This is a genomic window from Pseudomonas sp. Pdm06 (genome assembly GCF_014851795.1).
Classification (GTDB): domain Bacteria; phylum Pseudomonadota; class Gammaproteobacteria; order Pseudomonadales; family Pseudomonadaceae; genus Aquipseudomonas; species Aquipseudomonas fluorescens_AA.
Genome location: NZ_JACVAH010000014.1, coordinates 163,220 through 187,325 on the forward strand (window position 1 = coordinate 163,220; position 24,106 = coordinate 187,325).

Annotated in this window: 21 protein-coding genes and 1 pseudogene; 7 read left to right on the forward strand and 15 right to left on the reverse strand. The window is 58.6% G+C overall.

Features of this window, described 5'->3' with window-relative positions:
* The 3 genes from metC to IB266_RS22130 all read left to right on the forward strand — a co-directional run bounded on the left by metC (position 1) and on the right by IB266_RS22130 (position 5,039).
* Positions 1–2,766, forward strand: a complete 2,766-nt coding sequence (gene metC, locus IB266_RS22120; RefSeq protein ID WP_192262440.1) for a cystathionine beta-lyase — start codon at positions 1–3, stop codon at positions 2,764–2,766.
* A gap of 421 nt (positions 2,767–3,187) precedes the next feature.
* Positions 3,188–3,706 carry a hypothetical protein gene (locus tag IB266_RS22125; protein ID WP_060741891.1) on the forward strand — a complete coding sequence of 173 codons (519 nt, stop codon included), beginning with the start codon at positions 3,188–3,190 and terminating at the stop codon, positions 3,704–3,706.
* A gap of 121 nt (positions 3,707–3,827) precedes the next feature.
* Positions 3,828–5,039 carry a cupin domain-containing carboxymuconolactone decarboxylase family protein gene (locus IB266_RS22130; protein ID WP_225613618.1) on the forward strand — a complete coding sequence of 404 codons (1,212 nt, stop codon included), beginning with the start codon at positions 3,828–3,830 and terminating at the stop codon, positions 5,037–5,039.
* Here the strand turns inward: IB266_RS22130 and IB266_RS22135 are convergent.
* The 3 genes from IB266_RS22135 to IB266_RS22145 form a co-directional block, all read right to left on the reverse strand.
* Positions 5,027–5,920: a LysR family transcriptional regulator gene (locus IB266_RS22135; protein WP_192262441.1), complete on the reverse strand. Its 894-nt coding sequence runs from the start codon at positions 5,918–5,920 to the stop codon at positions 5,027–5,029. The two genes, IB266_RS22130 and IB266_RS22135, sit on opposite strands and share 13 nt — an antisense overlap.
* 103 nt (positions 5,921–6,023) lie before the next feature.
* Positions 6,024–7,883, reverse strand: coding sequence for an ABC transporter ATP-binding protein (locus tag IB266_RS22140; protein WP_103308523.1), 1,860 nt, complete (start codon positions 7,881–7,883; stop codon positions 6,024–6,026).
* A 140-nt stretch (positions 7,884–8,023) separates the two neighbouring features.
* Positions 8,024–8,908, reverse strand: a complete 885-nt coding sequence (locus IB266_RS22145; RefSeq protein WP_192262442.1) for a LysR family transcriptional regulator — start codon at positions 8,906–8,908, stop codon at positions 8,024–8,026.
* Between the two features lie 113 nt (positions 8,909–9,021).
* Here IB266_RS22145 and argC point away from each other — a divergent pair, with 113 nt between their 5' ends.
* Positions 9,022–9,951, forward strand: coding sequence for an N-acetyl-gamma-glutamyl-phosphate reductase (gene argC, locus IB266_RS22150; RefSeq protein WP_192262443.1), 930 nt, complete (start codon positions 9,022–9,024; stop codon positions 9,949–9,951).
* 28 nt (positions 9,952–9,979) lie between these two features.
* On the opposite strand, the gene IB266_RS22155 is transcribed toward argC, so the two are convergent.
* Positions 9,980–10,771, reverse strand: a complete 792-nt coding sequence (locus IB266_RS22155; protein ID WP_192262444.1) for a response regulator transcription factor — start codon at positions 10,769–10,771, stop codon at positions 9,980–9,982.
* Positions 10,772–10,909: 138 nt separating this feature from the next.
* On the opposite strand from IB266_RS22155, the gene IB266_RS22160 reads away from it, so the two are divergent.
* Entirely contained in the window at positions 10,910–12,013 is a 1,104-nt protein-coding gene (locus tag IB266_RS22160; protein WP_060741900.1) for a polyamine ABC transporter substrate-binding protein, read from the forward strand.
* A 143-nt stretch (positions 12,014–12,156) separates the two neighbouring features.
* A complete protein-coding gene (gene tssI / locus IB266_RS22165) occupies positions 12,157–13,485 on the forward strand; it encodes a type VI secretion system tip protein TssI/VgrG (RefSeq protein WP_192262445.1) in 1,329 nt (442 codons plus the stop codon).
* Positions 13,486–13,528: 43 nt separating this feature from the next.
* On the opposite strand, the gene IB266_RS22170 is transcribed toward tssI, so the two are convergent.
* The gene (locus IB266_RS22170) at positions 13,529–14,539 is read right to left on the reverse strand and encodes a S1C family serine protease (RefSeq protein WP_192262446.1); all 1,011 of its coding nucleotides are present in this window, start codon (positions 14,537–14,539) and stop codon (positions 13,529–13,531) included.
* Between the two features lie 12 nt (positions 14,540–14,551).
* Complete coding sequence (locus tag IB266_RS22175) at positions 14,552–16,198, reverse strand: C40 family peptidase (RefSeq protein ID WP_192262447.1); 1,647 nt, start codon at positions 16,196–16,198, stop codon at positions 14,552–14,554.
* A 198-nt stretch (positions 16,199–16,396) separates the two neighbouring features.
* Here IB266_RS22175 and IB266_RS30770 point away from each other — a divergent pair.
* Positions 16,397–16,513 (forward strand): annotated as a pseudogene (locus IB266_RS30770) (dihydrofolate reductase); the annotation flags it as partial.
* Positions 16,514–16,522: 9 nt separating this feature from the next.
* Here IB266_RS30770 and IB266_RS22180 read toward each other — a convergent pair.
* The 9 genes from IB266_RS22180 to IB266_RS22220 form a co-directional block, all read right to left on the reverse strand.
* Complete coding sequence (locus IB266_RS22180) at positions 16,523–18,289, reverse strand: S8/S53 family peptidase (protein ID WP_192262448.1); 1,767 nt, start codon at positions 18,287–18,289, stop codon at positions 16,523–16,525.
* 94 nt (positions 18,290–18,383) lie between these two features.
* On the reverse strand, positions 18,384–18,950 hold the full coding sequence (locus IB266_RS22185; RefSeq protein WP_192262449.1) for a hypothetical protein: 567 nt from the start codon (positions 18,948–18,950) through the stop codon (positions 18,384–18,386).
* Positions 18,951–18,987: 37 nt separating this feature from the next.
* Positions 18,988–19,281 (reverse strand): hypothetical protein, encoded by a 294-nt coding sequence (locus IB266_RS22190; protein ID WP_192262450.1) that lies wholly within the window; start codon positions 19,279–19,281, stop codon positions 18,988–18,990.
* A gap of 57 nt (positions 19,282–19,338) precedes the next feature.
* On the reverse strand, positions 19,339–20,166 hold the full coding sequence (locus IB266_RS22195) for a hypothetical protein (protein ID WP_192262451.1): 828 nt from the start codon (positions 20,164–20,166) through the stop codon (positions 19,339–19,341).
* Positions 20,167–20,273: 107 nt separating this feature from the next.
* A complete protein-coding gene (arsH, locus tag IB266_RS22200) occupies positions 20,274–21,008 on the reverse strand; it encodes an arsenical resistance protein ArsH (protein ID WP_192262452.1) in 735 nt (244 codons plus the stop codon).
* Between the two features lie 236 nt (positions 21,009–21,244).
* A complete protein-coding gene (locus IB266_RS22205) occupies positions 21,245–21,406 on the reverse strand; it encodes a DUF2986 domain-containing protein (RefSeq protein ID WP_081015415.1) in 162 nt (53 codons plus the stop codon).
* A 35-nt stretch (positions 21,407–21,441) separates the two neighbouring features.
* On the reverse strand, positions 21,442–22,380 hold the full coding sequence (locus IB266_RS22210) for a hypothetical protein (protein ID WP_192262453.1): 939 nt from the start codon (positions 22,378–22,380) through the stop codon (positions 21,442–21,444).
* Between the two features lie 131 nt (positions 22,381–22,511).
* On the reverse strand, positions 22,512–23,540 hold the full coding sequence (locus IB266_RS22215; protein WP_192262454.1) for an alpha/beta hydrolase: 1,029 nt from the start codon (positions 23,538–23,540) through the stop codon (positions 22,512–22,514).
* Between the two features lie 25 nt (positions 23,541–23,565).
* On the reverse strand, positions 23,566–24,048 hold the full coding sequence (locus IB266_RS22220) for a cyclophilin-like fold protein (RefSeq protein WP_225613619.1): 483 nt from the start codon (positions 24,046–24,048) through the stop codon (positions 23,566–23,568).
* Positions 24,049–24,106: the final 58 nt, after the last annotated feature.

Sequence of the window (24,106 nt, forward strand, 5' to 3'; positions counted from 1 at the left end):
ATGAGCCAGACCCTAACTCCCCAGCAACTGCAGCAGTGGTTGTTCGACGGGCAGGAAATCGCCCTGTTTGATGTGCGTGAGCACGGCCAATATGGCGAAGCCCATCTGTTTTTCGGGGTGAGCCTGCCCTATAGCCGTTTGGAGTTGGAAGTGCGGCGGCTGGCGCCGAACCTCCAGGTGCGGTTGGTGCTCCATGATCAGGATGGCGGGGATCTGGCGGCCCGTGCGGCGCAACGCCTGCAAGCGTTGGGTTATGTCAATGTGCACATCCTGGAGGGCGGCGCCGATGGCTGGCAGGCCGCCGGCTATCAGCTGTTTGCTGGTGTGCACGTGCCGTCCAAGGCCTTTGGCGAGCAGGTGGAGGCGGTCCGTCACACGCCTCACGTCAGCGCCCGCCAACTGGCGCAGTGGCAGGCCCGGGGTGAGCCGCTGGTGATCCTCGACGGCCGACCGTTGGAGGAGTATCGCAAGATGACCATTCCCGGTTCGATCTGTTGCCCCAACGGCGAACTGGGCTACCGCGTGCACGACCTGGTGCCGGACGAGCAGACCCCCATCGTGGTCAATTGCGCCGGCCGGACCCGCAGCATCATTGGCGCCCAGACGTTGATCGACCTGGGTTTGAAAAACCCGATCTATGCCCTGGAAAACGGTACGCAAGGCTGGCACCTGGAAGATCTTCAACTGGAACACGGCAGCGAGCGTCGTTATGCCGATGAGGTGTCGAGCAGCACGTTGCCGGGGCAGCGCTTGGCGGCGACACAGCTGGCCGAGCGGGCCGGAGCGCCTGTCGTTGGGGTTGCCCAGGTCGAGCAGTGGGCCGCGGACGCCAGGCGCAGTCTGTTCCTCTGCGACGTGCGCACCGCCGAGGAGTTTGCCGCTGGCACGTTGTCGGGTGCGCAACACACGCCGGGCGGGCAGTTGATTCAATCCACCGATCTGTACGTGGGCGTGCGCCAGGCGCGGGTGGTGCTGTTCGACAACGACGGCGTGCGCGCACCGATCATCGCCAGTTGGCTGCGGCAGCTGGGGCACGAGGCCTTTGTGTTGTCCGGTGGGTTGAGCAGTGGCCTGGCATTACCGGCTCCAGCCGGCGTCGCGCCTGAAAAGTTGCCGCTGATCAGTGTGCAGGCCTTGGCCGACGCCCTGAAGGATGACGCAGTGGTCTTGATCGACCTGCGTTCGAGCCGGGCGTATCGCAAAGGTCATATCGCCGGGGCGCGTTGGTCGATCCGGCCGTTATTGGCCCGTGCGCTGGCGGGTGAGCAGCGGCCGCTGGTGCTGGTGGCCGATGACGCCCGACTCGCCGCCCTGGCGGCACTGGAGCTGCCTCAAGCGGAGGTCCGTTTGCTGGAAGGCGGTCCGGATGCCTGGTGCTCGGCGGGCCTGTTGCTGCAAGAAGGCGCCGATACATTGCCGGATGCACAGTGCATCGATTTCCTGTTTTTCACCCACGACCGCCACGCTGGCAACAAGGACGCGGCGCGCCAATACCTGGCGTGGGAAATCGGTCTGCTGGCGCAAATGAGCGAGGAGGAGATCGCCAGCCTCAAGCCATTGCAGGGACAGCCTCAAAGCATTGTCGCTGAGCGGCTGCGGACCCGTCTGGTCCATGGCGCGCGCACCGCAAAGGGCGTCGGTGCCAGGCCCGTCAACGTACCGGTCAGCCGCCTGAGCACGGTGCTGTTCGACAACCTGGCCCAGATGCGTGACGCCCGTGCCCGGCGCGACAGCGAGCGCGTCCTGAGTTATGGCGCCCGGGGCAATCCGACGGCCTTCGCCCTGGAAGACCTCGTCACTGAATTGGAGGGTGGCTACCGCACTCGGCTGTTTGGCACCGGGTTGGCTGCCGTGGCGCAAACCTTCCTGGCCTACCTGCGGCCTGGCGATCATGTGCTGATCACCGATGCGGTGTATGCCCCGGTACGGCGTGTGGCCCGGGACTTCCTCGAGGCCTTCGGCATAGAAGTCGACTACTTCGCCCCCGACGGCAGCGACCTGCCTGGAAGGTTGCAGGCCAACACCAAAATGGTCTACACCGAAGTGCCCGGTTCCTTGCTGTACGAGCTCTGCGACTTGCCGGCCATCGCCGCACTCTGCAAGCCGCGCGGCATCTTGCTGGCGGTGGACAATACTTGGGGTTCGGGCGTGTTGTACCGGCCACTGGCATTAGGCGCCGACATCTCGATCATGGCCCTGACCAAATACCTGAGCGGCCACAGCGACGTGGTCATGGGCAGCGTGTGCACGCGTCAGGAGGCTTGGCCGGCACTGGCGGCCATGAGCGACAGCTTCGGCAACACCGTCAGCCCCGACGACGCCTACTTGGTCCTGCGTGGCGCGCGCACCCTCGTGCCACGCCTGGACACCCATGAGCGCCAGGCCCTGGAAATCGCCCATTGGCTGCAGGCGCAACCGCAGGTGAAGCGGGTCTTCCATCCCGCGCTGCCCGAGCATCCCGGCCACGGATTGTGGCAGCGGGATTTCAAGGGCAGCAATGGGTTGCTGTCCTTTGAACTTCGCGAACACGACGACGCTTACCTGGAGCGATTCATCGACGCATTGCAGGTGTTTGGGTTGGGCGCGTCCTGGGGGGGATTTGAGAGCCTGGTGACCGTTGCTGATACCCAGGATCGGCAACGTGCCGAGGATCGGGCATTGAATCCGGTAGTGCGCTTGCATGTGGGGTTGGAGGATGTCGAGGTGTTGATCGAGGACTTGCGGCGGGGGTTTGCGCAGGCTGCTGCCAGTGCATCGATGACTTGAAGCATCCAACATCGATTGCGAACTGACCCACCGCTATCGCGAGCAAGCTCGCACACAAGGGGCCTGCATAGGTTTCAAGTACCGTGCAGCACCCCAAATCCACTGTGGGAGCGAGCCTGCTCGCGATGAGGCCAGCCCGTTCAACATCCATGTCGCCTGACATTCCGCTATCGCGAGCAAGCTCGCTCCCACAAGGGTCCTGCATAGGTTTCAAGTACCGTGCAGCACCCCAAATCCACTGTGGGAGCGAGCTTGCTCGCGATGGCGGCAGTGCATCCAACCTCAATGCGCACTGATCCACCGCTTTGGCGAGCAAGGTTGTGCACCCCACCACAAAACCTATCGACACCGGGCTACCAAATCCCTTGCCAACCGCTACCATTGCGCGCAGACCTCCCGACGCCCCTGGACATTCACTTTCATGAAATTGCGCCTGCTGACCGCTGCCTTGTTTTTCACCTGCACCCTGACTCACGCCGCTGAATCGAAACCCGTTCCGAAAGCCCTGGAAGCACAGATCGGGCACTTGGTGGCGCTCATCAAGGACAGCTATGCCACCGGCTACCCGGAAGCGACGCTGGTGCAGACGCTGGACACTGGCGAGGACAGCCAGGTCACCCTCGCGGTCTTCACCATCGAGGGTTTTGGTATGGGCAACAACTACAGCCAATACCTGGCGGCCTTTACGCCCGAAGAGAACGAAGAAGGTGTGCCGCACTACAGCCTGTTGGACGTGATGCGCATCGGGGGCGACAGCTGGCGTGCCATCGACAAACTGGATGCCAAGCTGGTCAGCGACCCGACGGGTGAGCAGACCCTGATCGACATTCCTGTGATGGAGAATACCGATGACGATGCGCCGAACTTCCCGAGCAGGGCTGCTGTGATTCACCTATCGCTGGAGGGGGCGCAGTCACTGCGATTGGTTGAGAAAAGGTAAGTCGCGTTGTCCCGTTGTATTTATACGATTGCGATATGAGTGCTATGTAACTGGCATGGTTTATCGATTAATGCGGCAAGGGTAATTTGCTTCTCTGCGATATCAATCGAGAGGAAGCCAAATGACTCTGCGTTCGACCCCACCGAAAGTACCCGCCGCAGCCAAGGCGGGTAGCCTTTGTTTTGCGCTATGCGCGGCGGTGCCTTTTGCCGACGCCGCCAGTACGGAAAGCTCCAGCGAATCCCGGACTTCGCAGCAGATCAGCCGGGCCGGCAGCCAGGCTTCGGTCGCAGGCCCGGCGGACTATTTCACCGGGCGAGTGCGGGTCGATCCATTGTTCCCGGCTACCGATCAAGTGAGCGCCTCCGGCGCCTACGTCAGCTTCGAACCGGGCGCGCGCTCGGCTTGGCATACCCATCCCGCCGGTCAACGCTTGGTGGTGATTTCCGGTGTTGGACTGACGCAGGAGTGGGGCAAGCCCGTGCAGCAGATCCGTCCGGGCGACGTGATCGTTTGCCCGCCAGGTGTCAAGCATTGGCATGGTGCTGCGCCGACGAGCGCCATGACTCACCTGGCCGTCACTGGGACGGTGGAGGGCAAGAGCGTGGAGTGGATGGAGAAGGTCAGCGAAGAACAGTACGGCGCCGCTGGAGCGTCTACGACAACGGCCAGGCCGGATACCGTGGCGGTTTCGCAAACCCTGTCGGCCAAGCAGCAAGCCATCCCGCTGATTGCCGCCGCCATGGCGACGAGCAATATGCCTGGTCTCAACACTGCTTTGAATCAAGGGCTGGATGCCGGCCTTACCGTCAGCGAGGCGAAGGAAATCCTGGTGCAGCTTTATGCCTACAGTGGCTTTCCCCGCAGCCTCAACGCCCTCGGCGAATTGATGAAAGTGGTGGAGGCGCGCAAGCAACGCGGCGTCCAGGACGACCCGGGACGCGAGCCCGCTCGCCTGATTCCTACCGGCGATGAGCTGCTGGCGGCGGGCACGGCCAATCAGACGCGCATTGCCGGTGCGCCCGTCCAGGGGCCGTTGTTCGACTTCGTCCCGGTCATCAACCAGTACTTGCAGACGCACCTGTTTGGCGACATTTTCGAGCGTGACAACCTGGACTGGCAAAGCCGCGAGCTGGCGACAGTCGCCGCGCTGGCGGTCACTCCCGGCGTGGAGTCGCAACTGCGCTCGCACCTGGCCGCCAGCCTGCGAGTCGGCTTGAGCGCTGCACAGCTGCGGCAACTGATCCAGCTACTGGACGAGCAGGGCGACGCCGCCGCGGCCAAGCGTACCAGTGAAGCGTTGGACACCGTCCAGGCCAATCAACCCACGTAGCGCAAGGCTTCGCGCAGCAGCGTAAAGGCCGGTGAACTTTGGCGGCGACTGGGATAGTAGAGGTGGTAGCCGGAAAACGGCTCGCACCAATCTTCCAGCACCCGAATCAACCGGCCTTGCGCGACAGCGTCTTGCACCTGGTCCTCCGGCATGTAGGCCAGCCCCAACCCTTGGAGGGCCGCCTCCAGGCGCATCGCGATGGTATTGAACACCAACTGGCCTTCCACTCGGACGTTCACTTCCTGTCCGTTTTTCTCGAACTCCCAGATGTAAAGGCCGCCATGGGTCGGCATGCGCAGGTTGATGCAATTGTGCGCCGTGAGGTCGTCAGGGATGACTGGCTTGGGGTATCGGCCGAAATACGCTGGCGAGCCCACAACCGCCATGCGCATATCAGGGCCGATACGCATGGCGATCATGTCCTTGGCGACCTGTGGGCCCAGCCGGACACCGGCGTCGAAACCCTCCGCGACGATATCGGTAAAACCGTAGTCGACGATGATTTCGATATTGAGATCGGGATTGTTTGGCAGCAGCCTGGCGAGAACGGATTGCAAGATCGTGATCGCAGAGTGCTCACCGGCAGTGATGCGCAACTTACCCGCCGGCTTATCGCGAAACTCACTGAGCATCGCCATCTCGTTATCGATCTCTTCGAATCGCGGCGCGACCACCCGCAGCAGGTGTTCACCGGCTTCGGTCGGGGCGACACTTCGCGTGGTGCGCGAGAGCAGCCTGACCCCCAGCCGCTCCTCCAACTGACGCATCGCCCGGCTCAGCGCCGGTTGCGACATGCCCAGCTTGGCCGCTGCGCGGGTGAAGCTGCGCTCCTGGGCGACGGCGGCGAAGATGGCGAGCTGGTCGTAGCGTTCGGTGGTCATTGATCCGTCTCTGGCATGAGCGGGGAGGGATTATGGCACTGGTGCCAGTCATCGGCTGGGACCATCGGGGTGAAGTGAACGTTGCCCTCCGGGCCATCCACGCTCATACCTGATCCATCGCCTCGCCCACCCACCGGTCCTCACCCAGGAACCCGCCACTCTGATGGTGCCACAGTCGCGCATAGATGCCGTTCTTGGCGAGCAATTCGCTGTGGGTGCCCTGTTCGATGATGCGTCCATCGTCCATGACAATCAGTCGATCCATCGCCGCAATCGTGGACAGCCGATGGGCGATGGCGATGACGGTTTTGCCCTGCATCATTTCATCGAGACTTTCCTGGATGGCCACTTCGACTTCCGAATCCAGCGCGCTGGTCGCCTCGTCAAGGAGCAGGATCGGGGCGTTCTTGAGCATCACTCGGGCAATCGCGACGCGCTGGCGCTGGCCGCCCGACAGCTTGATGCCGCGCTCGCCGACCAAGGTGTCGTAGCCGGTGTGGCCCTGGCGGTCGCTCAGTTGGCTGATGAACTCATCGGCCTGGGCATTGGCCGCGGCACGGCGGATTTGTGCGTCGCTCGCATCGGGTCGGCCATAGGCGATGTTGTCGCGAATGGAGCGGTGCAGCAGGGACGTATCCTGGGTGACCATGCCGATGGCGCTGCGCAGGCTGTCTTGTGTCACGTGCGCAATGTCTTGCCCGTCAATGCGGATCTGCCCGCTGTCGACATCATAGAAGCGCAGCAGCAAGTTGATGAGCGTGGATTTGCCCGCGCCGGAGCGGCCCACCAGGCCGATTTTCTCGCCCGGGCGAATGTTCAGGCTCAAGCCATTGAGCACCTGGCGTTCGCCATTGTAGTTGAAGCTCACATTGTCGAAGGTGACCGCTCCGCCGGAGGTCACCAGCACCCCCGCGTCCGGCGCATCCTGCACCTTGGGGCCGCGGGTAAGGGTGGCCATGCCATCCTGCACGGTGCCGATGCTCTCGAACAGCGAGGTCATTTGCCACATGATCCAGTGCGACATGCCGTTGATACGCAACGCCATGGCGGTGATCGCCGCCACGGCACCGGCGCCGACGTCGCCCTGGTGCCATAGCCAAAGGGCATAACCGCCTGCCGCCATGATCAACCCCACCACCAACGCCTGGTTGACGATCTCGAATTGGCTGACCAGACGCATCTGGCGAAAGCCGGTCTGTTTGAAATCCTCCATGGCCGCGCGCGCGAAGTGCGCTTCACGATTGGAGTGGGAGAACAGCTTCACGGTCGTGATGTTGGTGTAGGCGTCCGAGATACGTCCGGTCATCGAAGAGCGCGCATTGGCCTGTTCCTGTCCGACTTTCCCCAGGCGGGGCACGAAGTAGAGCATGGCCAGCCCAAACAGCACGATCCAGGCCACGAAAGGCAGCATCAGTTTCAGGGCGAAGCCACCGGCCAATGCGATGATCGCGATGAAATACACGCCGATTCCGGGGGCGATCTCGATCAGGGTGAACAGCACGTCACGCACGGCCAGCGCAGTCTGCATCACCTTGGTGGTGACCCGGCCAGAGAACTCGTCGGAGAAAAACGACAGGCTTTGCCGCAGCATCAGGCGGTGAAAGTCCCAACGCAGCCGCAACGGCAGATTGATCGCCAATACCTGGTGCTGCACCATGGTACGCAACGCTACCAGCCCGATGCTGGCCAGCATGACGAGGCCCATGCCCCACAGCACGCGACTTTCCTGCGCCGCCGCCTCACCGCCGGCCTGCCAGGTCGAGAGCAGATCCACGACTTGGCCGAGGAAGGAAAACAGCCAGGCTTCATAGATCGACACACCGGCGCTGAGCAGCGCAAACGCGAGGATGTAACCGCGGGCGCCCCGTGTGCAGGCCCAGAGAAACCGAGCCAGGCCTTCGGGCGGTGGCGGTACCTCGTCGGGCGGGAAGGGGTCGAGCCTTTGTTCAAATACGCGAAGCATGGGGGTCTCCGAAACGATCGATTGGGGATTCTGTCACTAAAGCCTGCTTTGAGGGTTATGTGGCACCACGACCACCGGTGGTACTGGCACTTTCAGGTAGTCTCTTTGGCGACGGCAAAGTTCGAAGCATTTGGGGGGCATCACTGCGCGCTCAACTCCCACAACACATCCAGTACATGTTGCGTAGGCCGCTCGATGTCCAGACTGCGGTGGGCGATACCCAGTTGACGCCACAACAAGGGCTTTAATGGCCGCATGACGATCCGGGTATCGGGCAATGGCGTGGAGGCCTCATGGGGCAACAACGTCGCACCATATCCCGCCGCCACCAGGCTTTTGATCGCATCGTTGTAGTTCAGTTGAATGCGCGGCACCGGCTGTCGGCCGTCACTGGCGAACCACTCCGACGTCAAGCGCGAAAGGCGAGTGGTGGTGTCATTCAAAATCAACGGCTGAGCGGACAGCCAACCGGGTGTCACGGTGTCCGGGCATTCCCAGCGAGCCGGCAAGAAGGCCATGACCGGGTCCCGTCGCCACGGCTCGATCCGCAAGCCCTTCACCGGCGACTGCGGCAGCGCGACCAGACCGATCTCCAAGGAGCCCTCGGCAAGCTTCTTCAAGGTCTCCTGGGAGGTGAGCACCGCGACCTGCACGTCGATAGCGGGGTGGCGTTGGCTCAACGTTTCCAAAGCGTTTGGCAGCAACTGTGCGATGGCCCCGGTAGAGGCGCCTAACCGCACACGTCCGGCCAATCCTTGTACCTGACGCTCCACGTCCTCAAGCGCCTGCTCCGCATCTGCCAGCAGGCGCCGCGCGCGCTCCACCAGGGTGTTTCCTATTGCTGAAGGCTGAACGCGCCCACGTGTGCGGGACAAGAGCTTGCCACCCACCCGCGACTCCAGGTCCGCGATATGCAGGCTGACAGTGGGTGGCGCAAGGTGCAGCACACGCGCGGCTTCGGCAAACGATCCCAGGTCGGCAATCGCCACCAACGTACGCAGCCGGTCCAGACTGATTTCCCGCATAGTGAGCCCTTGTTCAGAAAAACTGAATTCCAGCGTTAATAAATTCAACTTTTCCTATCTTAGCGCCTCGCTGAACATTGGAACTCCTGATTTTCAATGTTCGAGAGCATGCCATGGCAAGTCCCCTTGTATTCATCGATGGCGACCAAGGCACCACCGGGTTGCAAATCCATCAACGTCTGCGCGACCGGAGCGATCTGCGGCTGCTCACCCTCAGCGCCGAATATCGCAAGGATCCGCAACGCCGCGCTGAAGCCATCAACGACTGCGACATCGCAATGCTTTGCCTGCCCGACCCGGCCGCGCGCGACGCGGTAGCGAGCATCAAAAACCCAGCTGTCCGCGTGATCGATGCAAGTTCCGCGCACCGTACCCATCCAGACTGGGTCTACGGTTTCGCGCAGATGAACTCGCAGCAGGCCAGACGAATCGCCACGGCGCGGCGGGTCAGCAACCCCGGTTGCTATCCCACGGGAGCGATAGGGCTGCTACGCCCACTGCTGGAGGCTGGGCTACTGCCCACGGACTACCTGATGAATATTTACGCCGTGTCGGGCTATTCCGGAAAAGGGCGTGCCGGCGTACAAGAATATGAGGGGGAGGGCGCATCGCCGGCGCCGGCGTTTCAGGTCTATGGGCTGGGGCTGGCACACAAGCATGTTCCGGAGATTCAGCAGCAAAGCGGGCTGACGGAACGGCCGATGTTTGTGCCGGCCTATGGCGCTTTTCGGCAGGGAATCGCGCTGACCATTCCTTTGCAAACCCGCTTGTTGGCGCCTGGCGTGAGCGCGGTGCAGTTGCATGCGTGTCTGACCCGGCACTACGCCGATGCGGGCCATGTACACGTGATGTCGATGCAGGAAGCTAAAGAGTTGACCTCCCTTGATCCCCAGGCGCTTAACGGGACAGATGATTTGCGCTTGTCGGTGTTTGAGAACGATGAGACCGGGCAGGTTTTGCTGGCTGCGGTGTTTGACAATCTTGGGAAGGGCGCCGCTGGCGCGGCGGTGCAGAATCTGGACTTGATGCTTGCAGGCGCCTGATCACGCGAATTAGCGTGATGCCCGAACTTCAATGGGTAGCGGGAATATTCTGTTTTGGCATGAAAAATCGAGCAAACAGTTCAGATTGTGACTTGATGTTTAACTTTGCGTAGATGTTGCGGCGGTGAACTTTTATGGTCTCCGCCGAGAGGGACAGCTTTCCGGCTATTTCTTTGTTGGAGAAGCCGCTGAGTAATAAACGGAGTACGTCACTTTCGCGTGCGGTAATTTGAGTGCCAAGTTGATTGACCGTTTCTGGCCACAGCGGCGGCTCGCTCAGCGTTTTCTCTACATCAATTTCAAAACCCATGCGCTGATGCATCAAGGCAGTCACCCAGGGTTTGATAATGTCAAGGATGGTTATTTGTTCTTGGCTAAAGCGGAGTTTGCTGCCGATGGAAATGCATAACGTTCGGTCGGGGTCGAGTTGGACATTGTACTGGGCCTCATCCATGGAGATGTATTGGGCAAAATACTGATGGTAATACTCGGTTTCAAGAAAGTATTCCGGGGCAATGTCCAATAGGTGGAAGAAGCCACTCTGTGGGTTTTCCCGATTGGCTATATAAAACGGATCCAGCAAGTAAAGACCTTTCACATAGCGATGAGTGAATGCGTCGACTTCTTCCGCATCGGCGACCTCAGGAAGGCTGACGACCTGCACGTGTTGATTGCTGAAAATCAATACAACCCAATTATCGATCTGTACATATTCATTTAATGTGCGAACCAGTGAACTCCAGAAATCTGGGCGATTCAGCTGCATGATCAGCTTGCCAATCGATCGATGCCAAGCCAGGCTATGGAGGTCAAACGGCATTTTCTACCCCTTTAGGGTTAGGGATTAGCAGGTCAAAGGTAAGTATTCGTAGGTATTTACTATTCGGTTACACCCGGTATATTCGCTGCCAGGGTTTACGATGGCCATGAGGGCATATCGTCTTGACAAGGATGTTGCATGAGAAAGTCACATTTGCGAACCATTTTTTCGGCCTCGCTTCTCTGTGCAGGGATAAGCACTTCAGTGGCGGCTGTAGAGCCCGGGATCTACCTGTATAACTGGTTCGGGTTGCTTGCGCCGGAGACGCCAAAGGAGTTTGAGCAGGAAACTGGCACGAGCGTGCATATGGATGCGTTCGACAGCGCCGAAATCATGCAGAGCAAGGTCATGGCCGGGCGCACCGGGTATGACGTGGTCGTGGCGACTTCCAATGTGTTGCCAAGCCTGATCCAGGCGGGAGTTCTTCAGCCATTGGATCGTCATCAACTGAGTAACTTTTCACATATCGATCCTGACATCCTGGCCCAACTCGCGGTCAATGATCCTGGTAACCGCTACGCGGTACCCTATTTGTGGGGCACTACTGGCATTGGTTATGACGTTGACAAAGTCAGAGCGGCATTGGGTGATAATGCTCCGGTAAATAGCTGGGATCTGATCTTCAAAGAAGAAAACATCAGTAAGCTACAGTCGTGTGGTGTGGCAATGCTTGACTCGCCAAGCGAGATCATTTCGATTGCCTTGAATTACCTTGGGCTCCCGAGCAACAGCAAGAACCCGGATGATTACCAGAAAGCTCAAGCCCTGCTGTTGAAGATCCGGCCTTATGTCCTTTATTTCGACTCGTCCAGAATCGACGCCGATCTGGCTGACGGTAATATTTGTGCAGTGGTGGGATGGGCCAATGGTGCCCTGGCGGCACAGGCCATCAACGAGAAGGCCAATACGGGACGCAAGATTACCTACAGTCTTCCCCGCGAAGGCGCGTTGTCCTGGTCGGAGAATCTGGTTTTGCTAAAAGATGCGCCTCATCCCAAGGAAGGCATGGCGTTCATCAATTATATGTTGCGACCAGAAATTATCGCCAAGACCTCAAACCACACGCTATACCCTAACGCAAATAAGGATGCCGCCGAGTTTGTAGAGCAGAAACTGCGAGACAATCCATGGATTTATCCAGACAAAAAGACGATCGCTACACTTATTCCACTTGAACCACTGCCATTGAAATTGGAGCGCATCCGCACGCGGATCTGGACCAAAGTGAAGAGTGGCGTGTGATCCGGCTTTGATTTGGATACCTGGAAAGTAAGACGTAAACGCTGATATACAGGGGCGCAGGGCTGGTTGGTTGGTATCTGTCAACTCATCAGGCCGGTGTCTTCCGGTCCATTGCGCCGCCTTATGTAAAAAGAGAACAGCGGATGTTCAGCTCAGCCAATCAAACGCAGTTCAGTTTGACCATCAACGGTTTCGAGCACGATGTTCAAGTGCTCGCATTCACTGGAGAAGAGGGAATCAGCAGGCCTTACCTCTTCAACGTGGAGTGTGTTAGCGAACGGTCTGACCTGGATCTTGCAAGCCTTTTCGACAAAGAGGCTTTTCTGACGTTGGGCACTACGGGCAACGGCATTCATGGACGGGTCTACCATATCGCACAAAGCGGTCATGGCCCGGGTTTGACACATTACAGCCTGGCCCTCGTACCGCACCTCTCCTACTTGCGGCACCGCATCAACCAGAGGATCTATCAACAGTTCTCGGTGCCGAGAATCGTCGCCTTGATCCTGGAAGAGCACGGCATTCTGGGCGATGCCTATCGGTTTCGCCTGGGGGCGACCTACCCAGAGCGTGATTACTGTACCCAGTACGGCGAAACGGATTTGCACTTTGTTCAGCGCTTGTGCGAAGAAGAGGGTATCCACTTTCACTTCCAGCACAGTGTCCAAGGCCACGTGCTGGTGTTTGGCGATGACCAGGCGATTTTCCCCGGGATCGGACAGCCCACCGCTTATGGGCAAGCGCGCGATAGGGTGACCAACGAGCCGCTGATCAAGCGCATCAACCTGCGTCTGGGGCAGCTCCCCCGTCGTGACTCGCACCGCAACGATGATGTCGAGCGACACCTGGACATTGAAGACGATGACAGGCCGGAGTGTTTCACCGGTCATGAGCACGGCGAGCAGAGACGCCTTCGCACTATGGAGCGTCGCCATGCGGCTTATCGTCAAGCCGAAGGGCAAAGTGACCAGACTCGCTTAGTCAGCGGCCATGTGCTGGAAATCGCAGGCCATCCGCGCCAGGAGTGGAACGCCCTATGGCTACTGACCCAGGTCATCCACGAAGGTCGGCAACCACAGGTATTGAATGAGGATGTCGCCAGTGGCAACGCTGCGCACGAAGGTGACTTCCATCAGGGTTACCGCAACCGCTTTATCGTTCTTCCATGGAATGTGTCCTATCGTCCGTCGTTGGCCCACAAGAAGCCTCGGGTGCCAAGCGACCAGACGGCTGTTGTCATCGCCTTGCAAGACGAAGAGATCCAGAGTGATGGGTGCTTGGTAAGGATCAAGGTCAAGTTCCCTTGGGACCGCGACGACAGATTTGATGACAAGAGTCGGTGTTGGCTGATGGGACCCTCCGATTGGGGGTGTGAAGTCGGGCCCCTGCGGACGGGCATGGAAGTCATGGTTACATTTCTTGAAAACGACCCCGATCAGCCGCTGGTCAGTGGTTGCCTGTGTTGTCGCTAAGGCGGGCTTGCCGCTTTTAGCCAGGTACTGGCCTTGCCGACGGTTATTGCAGGCAGAATTCGGATTGAGCAAGTTTGTAGATCGGATCTTCGAACCGCTGGAACTTGCAGTAGTAAAGGTGCTCGCGTTTGCCGCGATTCATGCTCGTGTACTGCTCAGATTGCAAATAGGTGAATTCGGATTTCGGGAATTGCGACTGTAGTTCGGTAAGAAAGGCATTGCAGAACTCCGGGTTGCTGGATTTCTTTGTCTGCCACTTGCCCAGCTTCTCGACTGTCACATTCAGTTCATAACCCTCGATGCCGTGGATCTTCTTCCTGCATGCAGGAAAGGTCGCGCAACTGCCATAGGTGACGGATTGAGTACCAGCTAGGTCAAGGAACGGTTTGGCGTAGTAGATCGGGATGACGTACGAAACCAACTGGCTAGATCTTTTGTAGGCAACAGAGATACCGATGACCGTGCCATTGCTGCCAAACACGGGGCCACCGCTGTTGCCCTCGTTCAGTGCCAGATTGGTTTGCCACCAAGGCTTGTAGACGCCATCCACCTCGGCCAATTCCGCTGTTTTCATGCCGTTGGGTATCATCGCCAACTCCCACCCGGCATACCCTAGAGCCATCAAGGGGGCAGCTATCGGCGTCGGCACGGCTGTGCCGATCGCAACGCTCTGCCAGCTCTCGCCATTGTCGCGTGGGGGTAATTGCAGTAAGGCGATATCGTTGGCCCTGTCACGCGCGACCACTGTGGCCCCTACGCTGCTGGCCCTCCGGCTGCCGACCTTGACATCGATTGTTTCGGATTCGACCGTGACATTCCCCACCGGGCGGATGACGTGGTCGTTGGTGATGACCAGCCCCGATTCGGAGATGATGAAGCCCGATCCGCTGCTTTCACAATTACCATCGCCATTGGCCAGGACGCAGGTGTAGTGGATGCGTGTCGTGGCGTCCCTATTATTCTCGAACAGGCAGCTGTCTTCCATGGCGTGCGCGGTATCCAGGGAAAAGGCCACCAACAGCAGTGTGGTTGCGAATTGATTCATGCCGCCCATGCGTCGCTTCCTTCAGGGAGTCAGGTCTAGTCGCGAGAGAGGCTTGTAGCCTGCCCGCATCAACTCAGCTTCGCTGTACGAGCGACGGCAAACGCCGCCGCAGGACGCATTAGCTGCTGATTCGATCACGGTGTGGACGCGTCCTTTTGGGCCGTTTGTGGTGCTTTCGAGAAGCCGAACATGGGACCCGGACTTGTTGACGATGTCGCCGGGGCGCAAGTCCTCCCAGAGCACCGTGGTGCTTATTTTGGCGTCTGGCAGGCTACGTGTTGTGTAGTAGGCCCCGGTTTGCCAGGCGTAGGAGACAAAGCCTGAACAGTCTAGGCCCGTCGCTCCGGGATAGACGCAATTGGAGTTGCGGCATGTGCAGTCCGAGCCCGCCAGCCTGCCGCTATTGAGGTGCTGCTTGAAGGTATCGAGTGAACTGGCGTAACCGCCCCAGCGGTAGGGAATGGCGGTGACTTCCTTCTCCAGCAGTGCATCCAGTCGGCTAGGGCGGTGCCAGATATTGGCCGTGGGATTACAGAGGTTGGGAACCCCGGCGCGGCTGTAATTACTGGCATTCATGACCCACTTCAGCTCCAGCGCCTCGCGCGCTTTTCTTAATATGCTCTGGCGACTGACTTGTTGCAGTGCGACCAGGCCGACAGCGCTGGTTCCGTTCAGTTGTTCCAACTGCTTGAGTGTGTCCTGTTCGGAGGCAATCAGCGCTACATCGGTGGGCCGGGCAATGGCCATTGGCTTGGCGGTGCCGAATTTGGAAAACACCACGGGCTCAACGGTGACTTTCCCATCCATGGCGAATGAAAGGTTGACGACCACACCATTGGTCAATCGTGCGAAGGGGCGGCGGATGTTGCACGTGTAGGCATCTGGGGGCATGTATGCCTCGGTGGTGGGTGTGCCTTGCGCATCGGTTGTGATCAGGCGCACGAAGCTTAGTTCTTCGGGCGCTTTCACTGATTCCTGCGTCGCAATCAGGGCGCCGTCATTGGCGCTTGCCCAGAACATGCGGACATCGACCAAGCGTCGCTGCGAGGGAACGCTGGTTTGCTTGAACCCTGTGGTGGGCAGTGTGTTGCTACCCACTGCAAGCGTGGGCTTGTCCAGTTTGAAATCAAAGGACGCCGCACTCACCTGGCCTGGGTCGGTAAGCGGGCCCAACAACTTGCTGTCTATATCGATGGGTACCTGTTTTCCGGCGAGGTTCTCGAGCATGAGCTGGCTGTCCGACAGCACCACGAAGCGGGGCGCGCCCGACTCGGGGTCGTAGTCGGTGGACACGCGCGAACTCACCTTGGCCTGCGCTGAAACCAGGGCCACGTCGCCCAGCGCGCCGGCCACCACGTAGCCGGATGTTGTTGCGATCAAATCAACGGGGTCGAGCAAGTCGGAAGGCAGCTTGATTTCTGTGACGGCCTTTGTATCGACGATCAGGATCTTCTGATTGACGCTGTCCAGAATGGCCAACTGACCATCGGGAGCAGAGGCGATGGTGGCCGGGCCCCTGCATTCTTCGTTGGGAACACGCTCAACACCGAGCTCGCCGACGCCATTGCCTATTGGCAAGTTAAGTGGACCGGTGATTTGAGCGTGAGCGCTGGTGGATGGAAGTATGGTAGTTAGCAATACAATCCCGCAGCAAAACCTGGCGAGCATAGAACCTCCCACTGGCTATAGCGTAAATGCCTTTCACTGCTGGCGTGTACTGTCAGTAGGCTAGCACTGCTTCCATTTTCCTCAAGGTGAGATAGCGAAAAAGGTCATGTGCTTCCGAGTGAGATTCGATTGCAGGGTAATGATAAATGCACAGATCAATGACAAGCTGCGACGGTTTCGCTCTCCAGATGGGAGGACGTAGGCTCGGGGCGGCCATTGTTTGGCGGGCTTGAGCGGGATGTGGAGTTGAAACTCGTATCCAGCCGCAGCTTTCCTTCGGGGCTGGTGCAATCCACCTACCGACTGGCCCCATGACCCACCGGTTCAGCGCACCCGGTCACGGCTTTGCGCGGCCAGGTCCAGGGCCTTTTGCATGTCCAGCCGCGCCGAGCGGCCGACGTCTTTGTCATTGAGTTGGTAGCGACGCTCCGACGGCAGGATGGGCGCGGTGAGGTCTTCGGCGTCCATCTGTTCGAAGTCGTGGTTGTCGCCGATGGTCATGGCGCTGCGGCGTAGCAGCATGCGCAACTGCTCGGGTTGCAGTTGCGGGTTGATGGACAGCATCGCCGCCAGCAGGCCCGCGACCATGGGCGTGGCGTAGGACGTGCCGCAATGCACCGCGTTGTCCTGGCCGGCGTTGGTCGTCGAGGCGTGGGCGCAAGCGGCGGCGGTGATGTCGACGCGCATGTCGATGTTCGAGGAGCTGCGCTTGACGGCATAGGCCGGGTCGTCGACGGCGACGCCGGTGCGTTCGCTGCGCTGGTGTCCACCGACCACCAGCAATTGCTCGGTAATGAAGGAGGAGGGCAAGCGGTATTCATCACTGCCCGAGAACGAGGAGCCATTGCCGGCGGAGTTCACCACGATCACGTCGGGATGTGCCTTGCGCAGCCAGAGGAAAAACTCTTCCAGCAGTTCTTCGTAGCCGCCCATGGCCAGGCCCGAGCGCAGCAGCGAGTCGACGTCATCGCCTTTGATATCTTTGGCGCCGACGCGATGGATGCCCCAACTCCAATTGAGCACGCGCACGCCATCTTCCACGAGGTTGACCGAGGCGGCGATGTTGGCGGTGATCCCGGCATCGGAATTACGTTCGACGATGACCTCGAAGCCACCGCTGGCCTTGTCCAGGCCTCGGAGCAAACCGGTGTTGCCACTGTCGTCCCAGCGTGCGGCGAGGATGCCGGCGACGGTTGTGCCGTGGTTGTCCGGTTTGTCCGCATCACGGGCGTAGACGCAGGTGCGCGGTGGCGAGCAAGCACCGAGGTAGTCCGCGAAATCCGTCGTGTCGAAATCCACATCGCGCTCGATCAGGCCGATGCGCACCGGTCGCGGCTGGATGGGCGGCTGTCGCCCGGGAATGCGTCGTTGGTAATAATTCACCGCGTCGAGAAAGCGATTCGCGGCCCATTCGTCAGAGTCCAGGGCCGGTTTCTTCGGCTCTTCAGGCTGGGCAGGGGCCTGCTCGGTTTCTTCTGCCGAGGACTCCTCGGTGACCACGGCATCCACGCTGGTCTCGCTGCCCAGACGCAGGACCAAGGCGTCACGCTGCAGCAGATCCTTGGCCGGCAGGCGAAGTTGGTACAGGTTCAGCGGCGCGATGCTACCGACCACTTTCGCGCCGTACTTCTGGGCCAGCCGCTCGGCTTCCTGACGACCATCACGGTCTTCCTCGATCAGCACGCTGACCAGGTCGACGTAGGTGGTCAGGCCGTCCATGTTCTTCGCCACTTCGTCCGGTCCGGCGGCCAGCACATGACTGTTGCGCAAGGTCAGCCAGGCGGCGTTGCTGGTGCGGGGGCCGTCTTCCAGCCAGAGCGGGCCACTCTGGTAATCGGCGCTGTCCAGGCGCAAGCGCAGGTTTGCCCCTTCACGCTGGACCGTGTCTGCGGGTAGCGTCTTTGCGCCCAACTTGAGTTGTGGCATTGCGTCGCCCAGCCCGCGCGCTGTCAGGCACCAGTCCTGGTGTTGGCCTTCGAGCAGGTCGCCACAGCGTTGCAGGCTTTCCAGGCGCAGAGGTTCCGGCGCAGCGGTTGCCGTGCCGGCAGCCAGGGCGAACAAGGTCGCGAGGGCAGTGGGTCGTAGGAGCATGGGCCAGGTTTCTTTGTCGAGGGGCCTGTTGCTCCGACTGTTATGGTGTTCGCTTCGTTCAGCGGGATAACGATGCTCGGCGAATACATCTTCTTCAGAAACTCTCGAGGCGCACTTCAAGACCTGCCTGTCGCGCGAGTTCGATCATGGCTTCGACCTGGTCTGCCTCGGCGATGAACCCGATATATTCGTCGCCCCCGGAGTCCAGGTGCAGGTAGCGTTTATCGAACGCCGCCAGCCATTGGTCGAAATTGGCCAGCGTCTGCGACATCGACAGCGTGCCCTCATGGCGGTAGGGGTAAGTCTCTTTCACCCCGCTGGCGCTGACCAGATAGGGCACCAGATATTCGAAACCATCGAAGCCTTTCCAGTCGACGCCTAGCAAGGCCAAGTGTTCAAGCTTCTGGCCCTTGTCTGCATCCACCAGGCCTTCCACCAGGGCCGTGGCCGGCTCCTGGCCCGAATCGTAAATGCGCAGCACACGCCTGACCAGCCTGGCGCGTTCGCCTTCTGGCATGCGGACCAACAGGGCTTGGGCAAACGCCTTGAGCCCGGAGCGATAAGGATGCAGCTCCCGCATGATCGCCGCGTCGCTGACAGTCGTTTCCTCTGGTGGCGGCAGGGTAAAGCGGCCGCCGAACAAGCGATCAAGAATGCCCATTTCCTTTCCTCGGATTGTCCATTTTTCCAACCAGCCGTTACACGTTTCCCACATGAACGCGATACCTGATATCCCGATCAAAATGGTCTTCCGGATTTTCGTAGGCTTCCAGTGTTTCCAAGAACCCTGTCCGCTCAAGACTCGTCAAATCCTCAAGGGTCCAATCGAAGGGGAAGTCGCTGGAAAAGCTCTCGCCTTGATATTCAACCCATTGAAAAACCGGGAACGGCAGGTAACCGAGCCACTCTGATCGATAGGTGATCTCGTCGGATTCGCTACTCGTCACCACGGCGCGGATCTTGTTCTTGATGGCTGCTTGGCGTTCATCCATGGTGTTTCGATCCTGATTGTTGATTGACCACTGGCGTCAGGTACTGCCGAACCCACCCTAGTACTGGCCTACATGATTTTTCCAAGGCAGGTAATCCACCCGGACCACACGTTTGGCAGTGCCGTCAGCTTTCACTTGAAAGCCAGGCATCTTCCCTACGTTCAACTGGAGGCATTGCCGGGTGAGTGCCTGCTGTAACTCGGGGTTGGGCTGGAAGGATTCAGGGCGCAGGCTGTTTTTTTGAAGTGCTACATCACACCGAAGAACTTCGCCCTTCGCGTTCGCCGTGAAGTCGAAGCGTGCGCTACCGAAAGCGTTCAAGGACTGTTTTCCAACGATATTGTCCCAAAAGAAACGGCTTGCCACGGCTGCCTGTTGGCGTACACGTTCGTGATCAGGAATTGACGGCGTCTCTCCGGAGGCGATCAACGGTATGTTGATTTCGAGGCTGCCATCGTTTGGACTCTGGAGGCTTTCCGGGACGGGCTCCCAGACACTGCTCCAGCAAACATCCGCCATGAGGTTCACCAAACCGGAGGGCGCGCCGGCCTCAGCCGGTTTAGCCTCGCAGCGCACCACATCGCCCTGGCGATCCAGCTTCATCGTCAACTTGACACTGCCTCGCAACCCTTCGGGATTCGCGTTGAACGCATCACGAGCCAAAGTGGCACGCAGAACCCTGACGTAACGCCTTTGCTCCAGACGTTTGATTTCTTCCGAGGTGAGGAATGTCGGGACAGACTTCCCGCCGCTGTCGATCCAGGCGTCTATTTTCTGTTCATAGGTCGCCTTGTGGCAGCCAGGAAGCACGGCCAAGGCTGTCACGCCTATCAAGATGGAGATTATGCGGCAGGCATTCCAGGGTTTGGATGTAATAGCGCTCACTCATGCGTTCCTTGCGGTTCAAGGGCGTATTTTGCCTCGAAAAGCCAAACGCAGCACATCCTGATTCTGAAGCGGCGCAAGCTCTCCACCCCTCTCTGCCACTGTGCCTAGATAGACCTCTGGTTAACGCGTTTGGAAAGTGCTTCGGCGCTTTCCTTGCGCTCGGAGTAGCGGTCGACCAAATAGGCTTCTCTGCCACGCACCAGCAAGGTGAACTTCATCAGTTCCTCCATGACATCGACAACCCGGTCGTAATAGGACGATGGCTTCATGTGTCCGGCTTCGTCGAACTCAAGGAAGGCTTTGGGGACGGAGGATTGATTGGGGATCGTGACCATGCGCATCCAACGACCCAACACGCGAAGTTGGTTCACCGTGTTGAAGGATTGCGAGCCGCCGCACACTTGCATCACCGCCAACGTCTTGCCCTGTGAGGGACGAACCGCGCCCAGGGCGAGCGGGATCCAGTCGATCTGGGCCTTGAACACCGCCGACATCGAACCATGGCGTTCTGGCGAGCACCAAACCTGGCCTTCCGACCACATCACCAAGTCGCGCAGTTCCTGTACCTTGGGGTGATCGACGGGCGCATCGTCCGGCAGCGGTAGTCCGGAAGGATCGAAGATTGCGGTTTCGGCGCCCATGAGCTCCAACAGGCGTGCCGCTTCGCGGGTCAGCAACTGACTGAAGGAGCGCTCGCGGGTTGATCCGTACAGTAGAAGTATGCGCGGCTTGTGCTGTGGTTCTGCGCTCTGCGCGAGCTTTTCCGGTGTTGGTACATCGAAAAGCGACAGGTCCAGATTTGGAAAGTCATTTGGGGGTTCGCTGGAAAACTCAGTCATTGCACCTCTCCCGTCTGGTCGAAGACCTAACATATGGAAAAATGCATATTCGTATTTCCATATATTTAGCGCAAGACGCAATTTCGCTGACTGTCCGAAATTTCGCCGAGGGCAGATGATTTCAAGAGGAGGGGCGGCAGCCTGGAGCCTGCCCGGCAGGACTGAAGCGCAAGCTTGAGATCAGCAGCCAGGCGCGACGATTTTGGCGCAGCGCTTCAAGGGGGCGGTGACGTGGATCAGCTTTGCGTAGGTGTGATGGGTGTTTCACTGGCTTCAGCCGCCAGTTTCAGTCGGTCGGCTTTGCTGATGTATTGATTCTTGCTTTTGGGTGCCAGCTTGGCACTGGCTTTTTTGGCGTTAGCCTTCAATAACTGGTTTATTTTCTTGCGGCGATTCATGTCGTTCTGCTCAGCGTGTCAATGTTCGGATGGTATCAGCTTTCCGTTTTCTCAGGATTTTTCCTGACTTTGGCAACGGGCTTCACGCGGCGCTCGACAATGATCGAATCATTTGGGATCTCCAATCGGATCGTCGTTTCCTCGGTGTGCATTTCAATGAGCGTCGAATTGCCAACGCCTCGGAAAATCACCGTCGCATTTTCAAATCTTTTGTAATTTTCCAGCGGGGAATCCTTGGGGGCTGGCAACAGGTTGGCGTAAGGCGGTTTCACCAGAATCGTTGCCCTTTCTATACGTATTTGCGCGAAGCTCATGGCCGCTTGCAGCAAGTCGGAAGTCACGCCACCCATCAGAAGGGGCGTCAGGAGCATGACCCCCGCGATCATTGCCCTGGTTCTTTTCAAGGGTTTCATTTCGGCGGGGGGATTCTGTTCAGGATGTTCGGAATCGACGATTGCCGGTGCCGATGGCTGCGCTGCTTTTATTTTATTGTTCTGTTCCAGATAGGCTGAATAAACGATGTACTGAAAAATCGGCAGGAGGATGAGTTGAATGTGTTCCAAGGGGCTTTTATGGGTCAGGAAATAAATGGTCAGCGCGCCACATATTCCAAAAAATACTGAGAAGAAGGTTATTTTGGGGCGTTTGAATTCCAATATGGTTTTTTTATCGGAAAACTTTCCATGTAGCTGGACGAAGCCCCTAAGCACGGGGATGAAGATCGGGGAAAGCAATATCCCAGTCGCTGTAACCGACGCAGAAAAATAAATGCAGACCAGGCCAAAGCAAAACGCCGTGACCAAGAATAACAAACTGTCTCCAACGGATACGCCTTGCGGGTAATGACCGTTGCTCAATAGATAACTGACGATGCACGTACCGCCAATCAGTAATCCGATTTTTGCTGACAGGGAGAGTAGTTTTGTAGCGATCTCAATCTGTTTTTCGAGTCCAGTGGCTGCTTCCCGCATCATCAAATCCTCCTTGATACTACGCATCCGATGGTCGTACCTGACTCATCTCTCTATGGGGAGCATAGCGATGATTTGTAGTCTTGTGATGAGACCGCGGTGGTCGCTTACAGATAAATCGACTGGGTCAGGTATTACTTCAGGTTGCTTTGGAAGAAGCTCGTCAATTTATCGAAAGGAATGAGGTTGACCCTGTCGTAAAGATCGACATGCCCGGCGCCGGGGATAATGACAAGTTCCTTCGGCTGACCGGCGAGTTCATACGCTTGCTCGCTGAACTCCCTGGAGTGTGCATCGGCTCCGGCAATGAACAACATCGGATGAGGCGAAATGGTCTCGATGTCATTGAGCGGGTAGAAATTCATGAACTTGACGTTGCTGGTCAGCGTCGGGTGCGTGGTCAGGTCTCTGGACGAGCCGGAGGGCGTGAACTCACCGCGCGGGGTGCGGTAGAAGTCATAGAACTCACGTTGGATAGGGTGAGTATTATCGTCCAACTGGTGCACGGTACCGCTGGTGTAAAGCGTTTCACCGCCCGCGAACTCCACATTACGCTGCTGTGTGGCTTGGGCGATGATCGCTCGGCGTTGTTCGAGCGTTTGGGCGTGCTTCAATCCGTTGCGATTGACGCCACCCATGTCATACATACTCACCGTTGCGATGGCTTTCATGCGCGGGTCGATCTTGGCTGCGCTGATCACGAAGCTGCCACTGCCACAGATGCCGATGGCGCCAATGCGCTCCTTGTCGACGAAAGGCTGGGCGCTGAGAAAGTCCACCGCGGCGCTGAAGTCCTCGGCATAGATATCCGGCGAGACTGCATTGCGCGGTCGCCCTTCGCTTTCGCCCCAGAATGACAAGTCCAGGGAGAGGGTCACGAAGCCTCTTTCCGCCATTTTCGTGGCGTAGAGGTTGGCGCTCTGTTCCTTGACCGCGCCCATCGGGTGGCCTACGACAATCGCCGGATTTCTGCTCTTGCCATTGAGTTTTTTCGGGATGAACAGGTTGCCTGCCACGTTCATTTGATATTGGTTCTTGAAGTTGACCTTCTGTACGGTCACGTCGTCGCTGGTATAAAAGTTATCTGCGCCGTTGGACATATCGGCTCCTGTTGCTGAGAGTGAACAGACCAGAAGGGTGAGTAAAACGATGATTTTTTTCATTGGGAATCCTGTCGGTGCGGAGTAATCAATGTTGGGAAAACGTCACTTGCACGTCCCGCCGGCCCAGCGCTTGAGCCAGTTTCGCGGTGTCGTCCACTTGTCCCAGGCGTGTGTAGGCGTAGGTCGAGTTGAAGTTCGTATAAAAGATGACCAGGGTGTCTGTGCCGTACAGCATCAGGTCGCCATTGCGGATCGTTCCCGGCTTGTTTGCTTCGGCAGGCAGCGCTTGGGGGAGGGGGGCGTATTTCTCGTTACGGTTGAGATCGCTCATCTCCAACGTCAGCGGCAACAACGTGACAAACACGCGGGCGGCAGCGTTGTCGGCCAAGGCGATGGCGAAGCGGTGTTCGCCGACGGTCATCCACATAGCCGTGTTCTCCCCTTTTGAAGATGCCGACGCGACACCATTGAGCGTTGCGTAGCTGCCAAGCACGAGCATTACGGTCAGCAAACCAAGCCAGGCCCATCTCATCGCAACGGTGCATGTATTTCTGTTCATAGGGTTCATGGTGACCTGGGAGCAGTTATGCGACTAGCTAATGAGTGCTTAACAAGGCTATAAGCAA

Excerpts from the sequence above, each read along its gene's own strand:
- IB266_RS22125 (WP_060741891.1), top strand. The coding sequence starts at position 3,188 with ATGAAATTGCGCCTGCTGACCGCTGCCTTGTTTTTCACCTGCACCCTG.
- IB266_RS22175 (WP_192262447.1), bottom strand. The coding sequence starts at position 16,198 with ATGCTCGCCAGGTTTTGCTGCGGGATTGTATTGCTAACTACCATACTT.
- IB266_RS22155 (WP_192262444.1), bottom strand. The coding sequence starts at position 10,771 with ATGCCGTTTGACCTCCATAGCCTGGCTTGGCATCGATCGATTGGCAAG.
- argC (WP_192262443.1), top strand. The coding sequence starts at position 9,022 with ATGGCAAGTCCCCTTGTATTCATCGATGGCGACCAAGGCACCACCGGG.
- IB266_RS22220 (WP_225613619.1), bottom strand. The coding sequence starts at position 24,048 with ATGAACCCTATGAACAGAAATACATGCACCGTTGCGATGAGATGGGCC.
- IB266_RS22130 (WP_225613618.1), top strand. The coding sequence starts at position 3,828 with ATGACTCTGCGTTCGACCCCACCGAAAGTACCCGCCGCAGCCAAGGCG.
- IB266_RS22185 (WP_192262449.1), bottom strand. The coding sequence starts at position 18,950 with ATGGGCATTCTTGATCGCTTGTTCGGCGGCCGCTTTACCCTGCCGCCA.
- IB266_RS22180 (WP_192262448.1), bottom strand. The coding sequence starts at position 18,289 with ATGCTCCTACGACCCACTGCCCTCGCGACCTTGTTCGCCCTGGCTGCC.
- tssI (WP_192262445.1), top strand. The coding sequence starts at position 12,157 with ATGTTCAGCTCAGCCAATCAAACGCAGTTCAGTTTGACCATCAACGGT.
- metC (WP_192262440.1), top strand. The coding sequence starts at position 1 with ATGAGCCAGACCCTAACTCCCCAGCAACTGCAGCAGTGGTTGTTCGAC.
- IB266_RS22135 (WP_192262441.1), bottom strand. The coding sequence starts at position 5,920 with ATGACCACCGAACGCTACGACCAGCTCGCCATCTTCGCCGCCGTCGCC.
- arsH (WP_192262452.1), bottom strand. The coding sequence starts at position 21,008 with ATGACTGAGTTTTCCAGCGAACCCCCAAATGACTTTCCAAATCTGGAC.
- IB266_RS22190 (WP_192262450.1), bottom strand. The coding sequence starts at position 19,281 with ATGGATGAACGCCAAGCAGCCATCAAGAACAAGATCCGCGCCGTGGTG.
- IB266_RS22170 (WP_192262446.1), bottom strand. The coding sequence starts at position 14,539 with ATGGGCGGCATGAATCAATTCGCAACCACACTGCTGTTGGTGGCCTTT.
- IB266_RS22215 (WP_192262454.1), bottom strand. The coding sequence starts at position 23,540 with ATGAAAAAAATCATCGTTTTACTCACCCTTCTGGTCTGTTCACTCTCA.
- IB266_RS22160 (WP_060741900.1), top strand. The coding sequence starts at position 10,910 with ATGAGAAAGTCACATTTGCGAACCATTTTTTCGGCCTCGCTTCTCTGT.
- IB266_RS22210 (WP_192262453.1), bottom strand. The coding sequence starts at position 22,380 with ATGATGCGGGAAGCAGCCACTGGACTCGAAAAACAGATTGAGATCGCT.
- IB266_RS22140 (WP_103308523.1), bottom strand. The coding sequence starts at position 7,883 with ATGCTTCGCGTATTTGAACAAAGGCTCGACCCCTTCCCGCCCGACGAG.
- IB266_RS22145 (WP_192262442.1), bottom strand. The coding sequence starts at position 8,908 with ATGCGGGAAATCAGTCTGGACCGGCTGCGTACGTTGGTGGCGATTGCC.
- IB266_RS22205 (WP_081015415.1), bottom strand. The coding sequence starts at position 21,406 with ATGAATCGCCGCAAGAAAATAAACCAGTTATTGAAGGCTAACGCCAAA.